This is a genomic window from Streptomyces sp. NPDC126503 (assembly GCF_040302405.1).
GTDB classification, from domain to species: domain Bacteria; phylum Actinomycetota; class Actinomycetes; order Streptomycetales; family Streptomycetaceae; genus Streptomyces; species Streptomyces gulbargensis.
The window spans coordinates 53,829-66,476 of sequence record NZ_JBEORS010000015.1; the positions used below are offsets into that span (position 1 = coordinate 53,829).

9 protein-coding genes are annotated in these 12,648 nt (G+C 69.8%); 2 read left to right on the top strand and 7 right to left on the bottom strand.

Features of this window, described 5'->3' with window-relative positions:
- The first annotated feature begins 338 nt into the window (after nucleotides 1–338).
- Nucleotides 339–1,025 (top strand): tRNA-dependent cyclodipeptide synthase, encoded by a 687-nt coding sequence (locus tag ABTY40_RS20125; protein WP_352060759.1) that lies wholly within the window; start codon nucleotides 339–341, stop codon nucleotides 1,023–1,025.
- A gap of 214 nt (nucleotides 1,026–1,239) precedes the next feature.
- Here the strand turns inward: ABTY40_RS20125 and ABTY40_RS20130 are convergent, their stop codons facing one another.
- From ABTY40_RS20130 to ABTY40_RS20160, 7 genes are all read right to left on the bottom strand, one after another.
- The gene (locus ABTY40_RS20130) at nucleotides 1,240–1,779 is read right to left on the bottom strand and encodes a DUF4232 domain-containing protein (RefSeq protein ID WP_352060760.1); all 540 of its coding nucleotides are present in this window, start codon (nucleotides 1,777–1,779) and stop codon (nucleotides 1,240–1,242) included.
- 1,103 nt (nucleotides 1,780–2,882) lie between these two features.
- Nucleotides 2,883–3,680, bottom strand: a complete 798-nt coding sequence (locus ABTY40_RS20135; protein ID WP_352060761.1) for a maleylpyruvate isomerase family mycothiol-dependent enzyme — start codon at nucleotides 3,678–3,680, stop codon at nucleotides 2,883–2,885.
- 382 nt (nucleotides 3,681–4,062) lie between these two features.
- The gene (locus ABTY40_RS20140) at nucleotides 4,063–4,794 is read right to left on the bottom strand and encodes a dienelactone hydrolase family protein (protein WP_352060762.1); all 732 of its coding nucleotides are present in this window, start codon (nucleotides 4,792–4,794) and stop codon (nucleotides 4,063–4,065) included.
- A gap of 255 nt (nucleotides 4,795–5,049) precedes the next feature.
- On the bottom strand, nucleotides 5,050–5,919 hold the full coding sequence (locus ABTY40_RS20145; protein ID WP_352060763.1) for a DMT family transporter: 870 nt from the start codon (nucleotides 5,917–5,919) through the stop codon (nucleotides 5,050–5,052).
- Complete coding sequence (locus ABTY40_RS20150) at nucleotides 5,886–6,641, bottom strand: DUF998 domain-containing protein (RefSeq protein ID WP_352060764.1); 756 nt, start codon at nucleotides 6,639–6,641, stop codon at nucleotides 5,886–5,888. The genes ABTY40_RS20145 and ABTY40_RS20150 overlap by 34 nt, the downstream gene beginning before the upstream one ends.
- Nucleotides 6,642–7,529: 888 nt before the next feature.
- Nucleotides 7,530–8,786 (bottom strand): M20 metallopeptidase family protein, encoded by a 1,257-nt coding sequence (locus ABTY40_RS20155; protein ID WP_352060765.1) that lies wholly within the window; start codon nucleotides 8,784–8,786, stop codon nucleotides 7,530–7,532.
- Nucleotides 8,787–9,022: 236 nt separating this feature from the next.
- Nucleotides 9,023–9,817: a DUF2637 domain-containing protein gene (locus ABTY40_RS20160; protein WP_352060766.1), complete on the bottom strand. Its 795-nt coding sequence runs from the start codon at nucleotides 9,815–9,817 to the stop codon at nucleotides 9,023–9,025.
- A 1,069-nt stretch (nucleotides 9,818–10,886) separates the two neighbouring features.
- On the opposite strand from ABTY40_RS20160, the gene ABTY40_RS20165 reads away from it, so the two are divergent.
- On the top strand, nucleotides 10,887–12,383 hold the full coding sequence (locus tag ABTY40_RS20165) for an MFS transporter (protein ID WP_352060767.1): 1,497 nt from the start codon (nucleotides 10,887–10,889) through the stop codon (nucleotides 12,381–12,383).
- Nucleotides 12,384–12,648 lie beyond the last annotated feature (265 nt).

Consider the following 12,648-nt stretch of genomic DNA (forward strand, 5'->3'; position numbering starts at 1 on the left):
CAAGGCGAGCGGGCCGAGTACGGGAGGCGAGCCGGCACGCGGTGGCCGCTGCCGTGGCGCCGGACGCAGGATGCCTGTTCATGCCCTTCACGCTCGCCGTCTCCCTCCAGGGCCGCACGCGAGGGCTACGGCAGGCGGCGCAAACACCACAGCCCCCTCCGGCGCCCGCTCACACCGGGCGCCGGTCGCGACACCGACACCTGCTGCACCAGGAAGACGGTCGGCAGAAGGGCCGCTTCGAACCGTAACGGCGGTCACCACCGAGCCCGCCGTCACGCAGAGAAGTAGAATCAATACTCCGAGTGAGAAGCGCCGTGCAAGTGAGACAAGGGGAAGCCGTGGACGGTGACCTGGTGGAGGTGGATCCCAGCAGCGACAGCTGCGCCCGGATCCTCGCCGGGCGGCAGCACCTGGTCCTCATGGTCAGCCCCGGTAACCCCTACTTCTCCGTGTCCCGCCTGACGACCCTGCTGAGATGGGCCGCGAAGGAAATGAAGAACACCGACGTCCTGGTGTCCGACCTGGAGATGACAGCGGCCACCTATCTCGGCCAAGGCCGCCCCGAGCATCAGGCCTACAAGAAGGCGCGGGCAGACGTACGGCAGATGGCCTCACGCATCCGCCGCGCACGCGACGCGGCCGGCGACCCGAAGCTGCGGGTGAGTGAGTTCGGACAGTGGACCGGTCATCCGGAGTACCAACGGGCCCAGGCCTACGCCCAGCGGGCCCTGCGCGACCCGGCCTATCGGGCGCTGTACCGCCAGGGTACGCGGGAGGCCCTCACCGCGAGGATGCCCGACGGCTGGGAGCCGACCGAACGGCAGATCGACATCGGGCTCGTCCACACCGACAAAGCCCTGCCGTTCGTCATCAACGCCGTCGGCATTCTCGACGCCGCGGAAGCAGTCACCGCCTACAGCAAGCCCGCCGCGCACTTCCGGTACTTCTTCGCTCCGGACACCGCCCACCGCGCCTTCCCCGGCCAGGCCTACATCGGTCTGCGCGCACGGGAGGAACCGGGCTGAGCGCGAACAGCACACCGTGTGGCGCCCCGTGGACAGCCTCGGCGACGGCACCCGCACGGGGGCAGGTGGTCTCGTTCCAGGCGGAGCGAGAGCCTCTTTCCGGGCGGCGGCCCGGAGCGGAGAGGGCACGCTCAGTGCGCCGCCGGCCAGTGCCGTTGGAGCGGCGCACCGAGGGGACTGCTGTCAGATTGCCGTCGCCGAGGTCTCCTTCACATCAGCGGACCACGGGGCCGACGTAGTTGAGTGGATGCGTGGCAGCTTCCTGCCGCTGGACCGGCCCCCAGGGCCAGTGCAGTTGCCGGGACGCGGTGTTCGCGGGAGGCGTGATTCTCGCGACGCCGGGATCGATGACGTTGTCGCTTCTCTCTCCGGCAAGGAAGTACAGGGTGAAGGTGGCGGTCCCTCCCGGCTTGAGCGTGACCGTCCGCGGCTGTTCGGTCTGCCGGCGGAAGAAGGTCTCGCTCTGAACACCCTCCGTTTCCGTGCCCATCTCCAGCGTCACCTCCGGGTATCCCCGCATGGTGCAGGCGTCGGCCCCGGTGTTCCGTACCGACACCACGGCGGTCACCTGCTCCGCGGTGTTCGAGCCGCCGGGTTCGGCCGTCCCGCCAGAGGTCCAGGCGAGGGCCAGATCACCGGTGTGGCAGACCGGGGCCCGCGGGGTCGATGGCTGATGCGCGGCCAAGGTGGGAGCGGCTGTGAGCGTCAGGACAGCGGCGGACATCAGCGCCACCGGCGTGCGGACGCGGGGCATGGCGTACCTCCCGCAGTGTGATCGACAGGGAACAGCTCGATGGCTCCTGGAGCGCCGCCCTTCGGTCAAGTGGCGCGCACCCGAGGCGGAGACGGGGCGCCCACCGGCCCGCATGTCTCCCCGAGCGCAACGGCGAACCAAGAGGTTTCCTCCCCCAGTGCACCTCGCGTCCCGAGGGACCGGCAAGTCGATCAGCAGGCCGCCCTTTCCCGGTGCACCGGCCGTCAGAAGAACCTCCGGTTCCCGATCATCACAGGTCGAACGGCTTCTGCGGGTGTACGAGATGCCGTTGCCGGGTCCCGAAGCGGCTCGTTGCCGCCTGCGTGCACAACCGCCTTCGGAGGTTCCGGGATGCGGTTGACGATCTCCGCATCGCGGCCCGGCCGGCCGCGCACAAGGCACCGACCGTATGATCACCGGCGTGATCCACCCCATCTCCGGCCGACCGACCCTCAGGCACTTCCTCTCCGCCCTGGCGCTCGTCCTGCTCATCTCCGCGTGTGGGTACGCGACCCAGCCGGTCTTCCCGGACTGTGTCTTTTTCGGCACCTCCTTTGAGGAAGCGGTCGAATCAGGTCGATGCCCACCGGCTCAGATGCGGTGGGAAACCTGGAACGGCTAAGGAGGAGCCGGGGCCCGGATCGGGGCCGTGCGCGTGCCGGACCGTGAGCGGCCAGGCGGACGGCTCGGGGCAACCATGGCCGACCAGGGACCCGAGGCGTCGTCCTCACCGCCACGGGGGCATCCGTACGGCGCACCGTCACTCCGCGGTCGCCGCGCTGCCAAGAGGCCTACCGCGAGAAGACGTGGGTCCAGGTCCAGGGCGTCGAAGCGGAGGCACGGCCGGTGACCTGCTGACGGAACGCGCTGCCGGCGCCAGTGGATCCGCCCATGTGGCCTTCCTTGGTGACGGCACGGTCGTCCGCCCGGACCGTCCGCACGGCCTGAAACGGGATCCGCGTTTCCTCGCACTCCACATCAGTACGAGGACGCCGTCCCCGACGTGGCGGACGACAGCGCCGGAGCGCCGCGCACACGGGTCCGTGATGAGTGTGGGCTGGTATGCGGGGCGGACGAGTTGGCGTGCCGCCCCGTGTTCCTAATTACGGCTCCCAGGCCACGAAAAGGTCGAAGACGCCCCGGTTGTCGTCGAGCTTCAGGGACTCCAGCGGAACGCGGCCGTAGAAGGCGAGGACCAGCTCACTGGCCGGACCCTCGATCGAGGCGTCGATCACCTCCGGCACCTCCCCGGCCGCGGCAACCGCGGGCAAGGACGATGCGGACAAGCGGGCGGCCCGGGCGCCGTCGCCGGAGAGCCAGTTGCGCCAGGAGCGACCCTGGGTGGTGCGGTACTCGATGACAGCGGGCTCGTGCGGCCAGGCCTTCGTCGTGGTGCAGAGGGTGAAGACGAACTCCTCGACGCCGTCGAGGGCCACCTCCTCGGGGAGCGCTTCGGGGGCACCCACGGTCAGCTGGGCGTCGTAGGTGTGCACGGCGATCTCGTGGAGCTGATGCCGGGCGACGGCACCGCAGGTCTTCGGCGACTGGGACGTGCCCCACCACGCCCAGCAACCGCGATCCGGGCCGGCCGCCCGCAGCGCGTCCAGCATCAGCTGCGTCGACTCGGCCAACCAGACCAGCAAGGCCTCGCGCTCCCGAGGCGCGGTCGCGTCCCCCCGCGGCGCCGGGATCTTGGCCGTCGCGTCGGGCCCCGCGCCGATGGTGGCGGCCCAGGCACGGCGCCCCTCGCCCAGGTGCTGCGCCAGGTCGAACAGCGTCCACTCGGGGCAGGTCGGCACCTGCGTGCCGAGATCGGGCGCGGAGGCCACCGCGGCACGGAAGGCGGCAGACCGCTCGTCGATCAGTCGCAGCAGGTCAGGGAAGTCGAGAGTCTCTTGCACGCCGGATGTCTATCACCTGGTCCGGCCAAGGGACAGCGAATTCACAGGCCGTGAAGCGTCGCACGGCACCGGCCGCGGACACCGACGACGCGCTGCCCTCACTCGGAAAGGATCAGCAGAGGTGCGCGCGACCCGGTTCCAGGTACTCTCGGCCGGGCCAAGGGTGCTTGTCCGGTGACCGCCCTGCGACTGCCCCTGCTGCCTGGCGGCCTTCGGCCGGACAGGACGGCAGCCGAGAAGGACTGAGCCGTTCCTTGGTTCTTCGGAGCCGCAGGGGGCCGGGGGAGCGGGGTCGATCTCGTGCCGGTGCCTCGTCGGGCAACGCGAGCGCGCCGATCGGGGCACGGTTCCCGATCGACGCGTCGGGTCCGCGGAATCGGTATCAGCCCAGGTGCCGGGCGAAGAACCTCAGCGTGCTCTCCCACTCGACTACCGGGATCTCCCCATGCTTGCCGGGGTTGGCGTGCAGCGTCTTCTCGGCCGAGCCCAAGGCGTCGAACAGTGCCAGGCTCTGAGCCCGCGGCACCCGCTCATCGTCCCACTGCACCAAGAACTCCACTGGGACGGTGATCCGCGCGGCGGCCTCGGCCGATGCCAACACCCCGCCCAGCCCCAGTACCGCCGCGCGCACCCGTGGTTCGGCGGCGACGAACGGAACACCGAGACCGCATCCCATAGAGACCCCCCAGTAGCCCACCGGGCCGCCACCCACATGCCCGAGCTGCTGAACCACGTCCAGGACCGCCCGCCATTCCGGCACGGTCCGGCGAGCCACGAGCGCCTGGAAGTCGGCCATCAGCGGGGCCAACTCTTCGCCGGCTTCGACGCGAGCCTGATTCTCGGTGGCGATCCGGTCGTACTCCTCAACCTTCGGCCGGTCGCCGTGGGCCGGAACATCGACCGCCACGACCGCGAACCCGCACTCCGTGACGAAGCGGCGCGCGCGAGCCAGGATGCCCGGGGCCTTCTTGTGCTGACCGCCACCGTGTCCCATCAGGACGAGCGGACGCGTGCCGACAGCCCCTTCCGGCGTCCACAGCACGCCAGGGATCTCGCCGAGGATGAAGAGCTGTTCGCGGACGCCGTCGGACGACGTCTCAGAGATGAAGCGCATGACGACTCATGCCTTTCGGGATGCCTTTGCGGGCGCTCCCTAGGCCATGCGAGAGAGGAGGGCCCGACCTGTCGAAACGTTGATCGGTCTCACCTCCTCAAGTGCGCAGTGGTGCACGGCGGCCGGAACGTATCACGAAGGACGCCATCCGGCGCCGGGCGGGGCTGCCGCCCGAGCGAGCGTGGCCCCTCCGGCGCGGCCGACTGTCGCGCAACCCTCCTTCGGGCACGCATCAACCGCCCCGTGGAAACCGCCTCAGGGACGGCCTTCGCCGAAGCGTGACAGGGCGATGGTCCCGGCGGTCGCTACGAGGAAGCCGGCCAGGGCCAGCCAGCCGTAGCCGGGCCGGGTCTGATCGTGCAGCAGCAGGATCCCGATCAGACCGGGTGCGCACACCTCCACCAGCGTCCCGGAGGCCGTGGCCGCGGCGACGGTCCCGTGACGCAGGGCCAGTACGTAACTGAGATAGCCGCCCAGGCCCCCCAGGACCACGGCGTAGGTGGCCGGGTCGGTGAGGACGGCGGCGGCGCTGGAGGTGTCCATCACCCGCACCGCCAGGCTGGTGACACCGAACCCGACGCCGGACAGGGCCCCGAGGACGACAGCCGCTCGCCCACCGCGCAGACGCGCGGCGAGGGAGGTGAGCGCCAGTGCGGCCACAGGCACGCCCAGCAGCATCACGTCGAAGGCCGTGCCGGCCGAGGTGACGCCCTGAGGGCCCGATCCCAGGGCGAGGAGGACGAGACCGATGACGACGACGGCGACCGCGGCACCGTCCCGGGCGTGCAGGGGCACCTTGAGCAGCCACACCGCGGCCACGGCAGTCACTGCGAGACTGGCGTTGGTCACCGACTGCACCACGAACAGGGGCAGACTGCGCAGAGCGAGCACACTGAACGCGAAACCGGCCATGTCCAGAGCCGTTCCGACGAGGAACGGCCTGGACCTCACCAGCCTGGCCGCCATCCCGAGATCACCCCCGCGCATGTCACGGTGGTCGGCCCGGGCCGCACGGGCCTGGACGGTCGAGGCCAGGCCGAAGCAGACGGTGGCCGCCGACGCGGCGGCGAGTCCGCCCAGGACACTCTCCATCAGCCGGACGGCGTCCCGGTTCGCGGCCCCCATCCGTGCCTGTCTCGTCCCACGGCCCCGGCCAGCAGCAGGAACCACAGGCCGACCAGCAGGAGGTGAACCCGCTGCGCCACCCCGTGCCAACCGGCCAGACCCAGCAGCGCTCCGACCGTGCCTAGCGCGCTCACCAGCGCACCACCCAACAGCCAGGGCCCCCAGCGCCCCACCGGCCTCAACCCCTCACGTCCCTTCCTGGCGGCGGTGACGAGCAGCGCCATGGACGCGAACAGGCAGAAGTGGACCAGGGCGCTCGTCACCGTGTGCAAGGGATGAACAGCCCGGCAGCCCTCCGCGACCGATGGGGCGCACTCCATCGGCACCGCCACGTCCGCCAGCGACCAGACCGCGAAACCCACCAGCGCCCACCAGCCGCCCGCCTCCGCCCGGGAAGTCGCCGCAAGCGAACATGACCGCCAGGCACCCCAGCCCAGCAGCACGGCGCAGATGACTTCGGCCGTGCCGAAGACCCGCCGGAACGGCTGGCCCATCGCGTAGAGCTCACTGACGTAGGCGTGCCGAGGGTCGAGGCCCGTGGGCAGGAACACCTCCAGCACCCAGCTGTTGTAGAGGACAGCCGCAACAGCGAGTGCCACGCCGGCCGCTGCCCGAGCGGCCGGCAGCGCGGTGCCCGCCTCCTGGACTCGTGCATCGACCGCGTCGTAGGAGGTGCTGTCTCCCGCTGGTGGCCCCATCCGCGTCTCCTCGCTCGGCTTCACACAGGCAACATCAGATTTCATGAACATCACTCAGGGTGACAAATGGTGATGAGGGTCAGGCGTCGCAGACCGTCAAGACGCTGCGGCGCCCCTCGTGCTGCCGCTCGCACCGCCGTGGCCCGGTGACCGGTGTCCCCCTGGCGCTCCCGCCTGCTGAGCGGGCCGGCCAGGGCAGGGCAGGCGGGTCCCCACTCACGGTCGCAAAGACCTCGAAGCCGCTGCGGTCCCCGTCCGCCCGTGCCTGGGCGCCGATCGCGTCCCCGCAGCAGCCGTCGTCGCTCCGGGCCTCTACCGACGGGCGGTGGCAGGAGGTTCTCGTCCCTCGGTCCGGTTCCTCCGCCGGGACTTTGCCGTCGCAGGCTGTCATCGGACGAGCGGTGGCCGAGCGCGGCGGACGCGGTCATGGGCCGGCACCCTTTCGTCTGCAGAGGAGGAGTGGAGACGCCGCAAAGACGAGGCGGCACCGGTTCCTGTCGTACCGCTGCGTCACGGTCACGCCCCACACGACGCGCGGTCACGCGCCCACGCGTTCCCAACATCATCCGTATGGGCACTGCGCGCGAGCGAGACCTACTTCGCTCAAGACCCGATCCTGCGGTGGGCGACCGGAAGCAGGGGGCGACTGCCGATACCGGCAGGGCGCGCGTGGGACAAGCCCGGGTTCCTGTGTGACAGCACGCCCGAGCCGTCCCCCTCGCTGAGCGCGGGGCGCACTTGGGGACGAGTGTGGCGGGATGAGCCCCCGGCGGTGGCCCGGGCAGGGCCCGGCTGCGGCGAGGCGCGCAGACGCGCCTGCGCTCTCAACGGGTTTGTGGGGTCACCAGCTCAGGTCGCCCCTGCCCGGCCGCCCCCACCTCGCGGCTCACGCCGATCCGCATCGTCAGCCCGTCAGCCCGTCAGCCCGTCAGCCCGACAGTCCGTCAGGAAGCGCAGGGCGACGGCGGTGTGGAGCGCGACGCCGGTGGCCATCGTCTCTTCGTCGAAGATCACTCGGTTGGAGTGGTAGTCGGGGGCGCCCTCGGCGCCGAGGGAGGGGTTGCGGGCGCCGAGGAGAGCCATGGCGCCGGGCACGCGTTGCAGGACGTAGGCGAAGTCCTCCGCGCCCGTGACCGGGTCTGCCAGGGGCTGGACGGCTGAGGTCCCGAGGAGGGTGGTCGCGACGTCCCGGACGGTGGCGGTGAAGGACGGGTCGTTGAGCACCGGCGGATAGCCCTCGGTGAGGGTGACAACCGCTCGGGCACCGTGTGCCGCCGCCACGTGGGTGGCGACCTGCTCGATACGGTCGCGCACGTCCCGGCGTGTCGCCGGTGTGAGGGTGCGGAGTGTTCCGTGGAGTTCGGCGGTCTCCGGAATGACGTTGGTGGTGGTGCCCGCCTCGACGCGGGCGATCGTCACCACCGCCGGGTCGAAGATGTTCACCGTGCGGGTCACCATCGTCTGGAGCGCCTGCACGATCGCGCAGGCCACGGGGATCGGATCGAGGGCCAGGTGGGGCGCGGAGGCGTGGCCTCCCCGTCCGTGTACGGCGATGTGGATCAGGTCGGAAGCCGCGAACATGGGGCCCGGACGCACGTGGACGGTGCCGGTTTCGAAGCGGGTGGTGACGTGCAGGGCGAACGCCGCGTGCACACCCTCTCCGTCCGCCGTGTCGAGTACCCCTTCCTCGATCATCTGCGGCGCGCCACCCCCGCTTTCCTCCGCGGGCTGGAACATGAACACCACCCGTCCGCCGAGTTCCTGGCGCCGGGCCGTGAGCAGGCGGCAGGCCCCGACGAGCATCGCGGTGTGCAGGTCGTGCCCGCACGCATGCATGACACCACGCTCGCGAGAGGCGTACTCGAGCCCGGTCTCTTCCTCCAGGGGCAGGGCGTCCATGTCGCCGCGCAGCAAAATCGTCCGGCCGGGGCGCGCTCCTTCCAAGGTGACGGTGACGGAGCTGAGCCCCGAGCCGGTGACGACCGTCACGGGGAGGCCGGCAAGGGCGTCCAGGACGGCGTGCTGCGTACGCGGAAGATGGAGACCCAGTTCGGGGGAGCGGTGCAGGGCGCGTCGTAGGGCGATGACGTCCGGCAGAACGGCCCGGGCCTCCTCCAGCAGAGGGTTCGTCTGCTCGCCACCCTCTCCCACGCGGGGCGCTGCGGTCATCGGTGACTCCCTGGTCGCCTGACGGTGGTCGTACGTGTACGAGGTCGGGCCTGCCGACCGGCCCGACCTCGTACGGAGGGCGGCCACCAGTGGTCTACGAGCTGCTCGATCAGGCGGACGACAGCCTCGAGAACGCCTTCACGACGCTCGGTATGCATGGTTCCTCGCCCGCCTCAAGGCCTGGCTAATCCTCCGCAGGAGGACGGGCCCGATGACGCCCGTCAGAGCGGCCGTCCTCACCCTCGAAGAGGAGACGCCGAAGATCCGTACTGACGCCGGTTCCGTTTGCCCTTTCGGGGCGGAAGGGTCAGCGTGATTTGCCGGACGAGCTGCTGGAAGCAGGCGAGGGAGGCCAGGGCCGGCAGACAAGCCCCTGCGATACCGGTGAAGGTTTTGTCTGCTTGCGCCACGCACAGCATCATCGCGACGGAGGAGAAGAGCAGGACGATGAACCACGAGTGCACAGCCCTGCGCCGATGCAGGGCAGTCCGGAGGATGGAGAGAGAAGCCACCATCCAGGGGCCGTACACGAGAAGAGGCCCCGACGGAACCTTGGCGCTCGTCGACCCGGAGGGGATGTTCTGCAGGGGCTTGTAAGCCACCACTCCACCGAAGACACTGACCATCGCCACGATGACAGCGACGAGCGCGATGATGACGAAACTGCCCGTCTGCAACCATTTGAGCCGGGCTTTTCGCACGTGGAGCTTCCGGTGCCCGGCGGGCGAGCGCCGGACGGGCGGCAGTTGCGTGGTGAGCTGCGCCAGATTCTCCATGGGGTCGGTGGTGTCGACGCCGGACGCCGGTTCGCTGCGCGGTGGCGGGATCATGCTCGTCTGCTCAGCCGGAGCAGCCTCTTGCAGAAGATAGGTGAGTTCCTCCACCGGGTCCCAGCCCACGGTGGGCATGGTCAGGGGAACTCCTGAGTGCACGCCCTCGGCATACTCCCCGCTCCAGCGTGTGACCGGATCGTAGGTATACGCGCCGGAGTGATGATTGTGCTGCGGTGGATCGAAATATTCGCTAGTCACGAGAATGCGACCTGTCATATTGCACGTGATGGATGGAGGCGTCCTGCTCTCCACATCGCGAGTCGAATGTTTCCTGAATGCCTTCCAGGCGGCCGAGGAAATCATGAAGTAACGGTTCGATGGTCGACTGTTCGACCTCCGCGTCGTCCTCGCCCGGCGCGCCGGGCGCCTCCGGTTCTCCGCGGTCTCCCTGCTGGAAAGCGTAATTTCTTACCGTCAGTTCGCAGGTCCCGTGGGTTCCGCCCTCCCCGTTCGTCGTTGAGGCAGGCCACGGGATCTTGCATTCGTCATATACCGATAACGCGGAGTTCCCCCATCGGGTCGCGCGGCAATCGAGTGACCTTCGAGATCGGAGAAACTGCTATAACATTTCTCCGACTATTCGGATACTGTGTCCGATTCTATGATGTGCCGCTCGACAAGTTATCGTTCCATCAGCCTTGACGGTAGTGAGCCCGTTCCCGCTGCGGGAACGGCTGTTCGGTGCCGTTCATGGGCATTGGCGAGACCTTGCTCATGACGTTTGGGCGACATCGCCGCCCGGTACGCCGATGTCCTCCCCGGCCTCCCCGGCATCCGCCTTGCCGCCCGGTCGAGCCCGCGGCTCCACGTCGTCCTCTCGCCGCTGCGTGACGCCGGTCGGTGTGTGTCCGGTGCTCCGTAGCAGGCGGCGGCCCGTCCGGTGACACCGCGACCGCACGGCGCCACCGAAATCGCGCAGCGGGGGTCCGCCGTCTGGTGCGCGCCGTCCCCCCAGCGGGTGCCGTATCGTGGACGGGTCCCTGCGCCGAGGTGTTGGTGGCAGTGACCCTCTTCCCTTCTGTATGTCGATCTTGAGGTGACGTCTTATCAACCAGGCCGTGTAGTCGTCCGTGATCCCCGCGTGCTGATGTGTCGCACGTGTTCGGGGGCGGACGTCGCGCTGGTCTGAGTTGCGTCACCCACCCCCCGTAGTTCTCTGTCCTTCCCGGGTGCAGCTCTGCCGTCTGCCCCGGGTTCCGTGCTGTCCGGCCCCGGTGCGGCTGTCGGCAGGGTTCCCCGATTCCTCTCGAATCAGGAGTCCCCTCTCGTGTCTTCCTCCGCGCTCGGCGACGAGCCGCAGCACACCACCCTCACCCCGGTCTCGGCCCCACGCCCGGCTCGCCCGGAACCTGGATCGTCGAAGAGGGGCTTCGCGGCCCGGATCGCTCTCCTGGTGCTGCTGACCGCTGAGCTCATGGACATCCTCGACCAGTCGGTCGTACTGACCGCACTCCCCGCCATCCAGGAGACGACCGGTGCCGGACCGGATGCCCTGCAGTGGCTGACCACCGGCTATTCCCTGCCCGTCGCCATCGGGCTGATCACCGGCGGACGGCTCGGCGACCTCTACGGGCGGCGCAGGCTCCTCCTGACGGGCACCGTCGTGTTCACCACGGCCTCACTGCTGTGCGGCTTCGCGGCCGGGCCGGGCGTCCTGATCGGCGCCCGCGCGCTCCAGGGGGTCGGCGTCGCACTCATGATTCCGCAGATCCTGGCCACCCTCCACGTCACCCTCGAAGGGAAGAACCGCAGCAGGGCCTTCGGCCTCTACGGGGCCGTCCTGTCGATCGCCAACGTCCTGGGACCGGTCATGGGCGGCCTGCTCACCGAGGCCGACTTCTTCGGACTGTCCTGGCGGCCGGTCTTTCTGATCAACGTGCCTGTCGGCCTTGCCGTCATCCTCCTGGGGCGCCGCTTCGTTCCGGAGTCGACCGCGGAGAAGGCCGACCGCCTCGACCTGCCCGGCATGCTGCTGTCCGCACTGGCCATCGTCCTGATCGTCTTTCCGCTTTCCGAGGGCCATGCGCACCACTGGCCGCTGTGGTGCTTCGCCCTGCTCGCGACCGGCCTCCTGGTGCTGGGTGCGTTCGTGCGCCAGCAGCAGCGCAAGCAGGGCAACGCGCCCCTGCTGCCCCTGCCGCTTTTCAGGGGCCGCCAGTTCTCCGGCGGCACGGCCGCGCAGCTCGTGCACGGTCTGCTGTGCGGGCTGTTCTTCATGACCTGGACCCTCTACCTTCAGCACGGTCTGGGCATGAGCCCCTTCCATGCCGCCCTCGCGTTCGTACTGCTGTCCGTCGGCGAGCTGGCCGGCGCGACGATCGCCGCGAAAAGCGCCGGGCGCTTCGCCCGCCGCCTGCCCCAGACCGGAACCCTCATCACCGTCACCGCGATGGGCGGCTACGGACTTCAGATCTCCGCAGGCCCGGCAGACCTGACCCTGCTGGGGATGACCGCTCCGGTGATCCTGATCGGCTTCGGTCTCGGCATGGTCAGCGGCCCGCTCGCCGACATGACCCTCGCCAAGGTCCCGTACAAGGACGCCGGGGCCGCTTCCGGCCTGTTCAACACCGCCATGCACCTGGGCATCGCGTTGGGCACGGCCCTGACCGCCCTGGTGTTCTTCGCCACCACCAACGGCTCTCCCGACACCGCACTCAACCGCGACGCGTTCCTCACCGTGCTGTGGTGGGTCACCAGCCTCCTCGCCCTGATGTGGGCGCTGATGTTCTGCCTGCCCAAGAAGGCCGGCACCCAGCCTGACTGAGCCGCCCAGGCCCCGGCCACGACACCTCCCCCGCGGCTCAGCACGGAGCATCGCGGGAGCGACGGCCGTTCGTGCGGCGTACGTACCGCCTGTCCCGCGCCCGGGAAGCCGGGACTCAGGGGCCGGCGATCAGACCGCCCGGCACGCAGCAGCACCGAGGCGGAACGGCGCGGGGGAGTGCCTGCCGGGAGCGGCGCCGTGGTCCTGGCGGGGGAGGCCTCTCGCCTCCGCCCAGGAAGCGGTCGGCCCCGGCCTCTGCGGCAGC

What these genes read in the sequence shown, in the direction of transcription:
- ABTY40_RS20140 (WP_352060762.1), bottom strand. Translation starts at nt 4,794, where the DNA reads ATGCGCTTCATCTCTGAGACGTCGTCCGACGGCGTCCGCGAACAGCTC.
- ABTY40_RS20155 (WP_352060765.1), bottom strand. Translation starts at nt 8,786, where the DNA reads ATGACCGCAGCGCCCCGCGTGGGAGAGGGTGGCGAGCAGACGAACCCT.
- ABTY40_RS20145 (WP_352060763.1), bottom strand. Translation starts at nt 5,919, where the DNA reads ATGGGGGCCGCGAACCGGGACGCCGTCCGGCTGATGGAGAGTGTCCTG.
- ABTY40_RS20130 (WP_352060760.1), bottom strand. Translation starts at nt 1,779, where the DNA reads ATGCCCCGCGTCCGCACGCCGGTGGCGCTGATGTCCGCCGCTGTCCTG.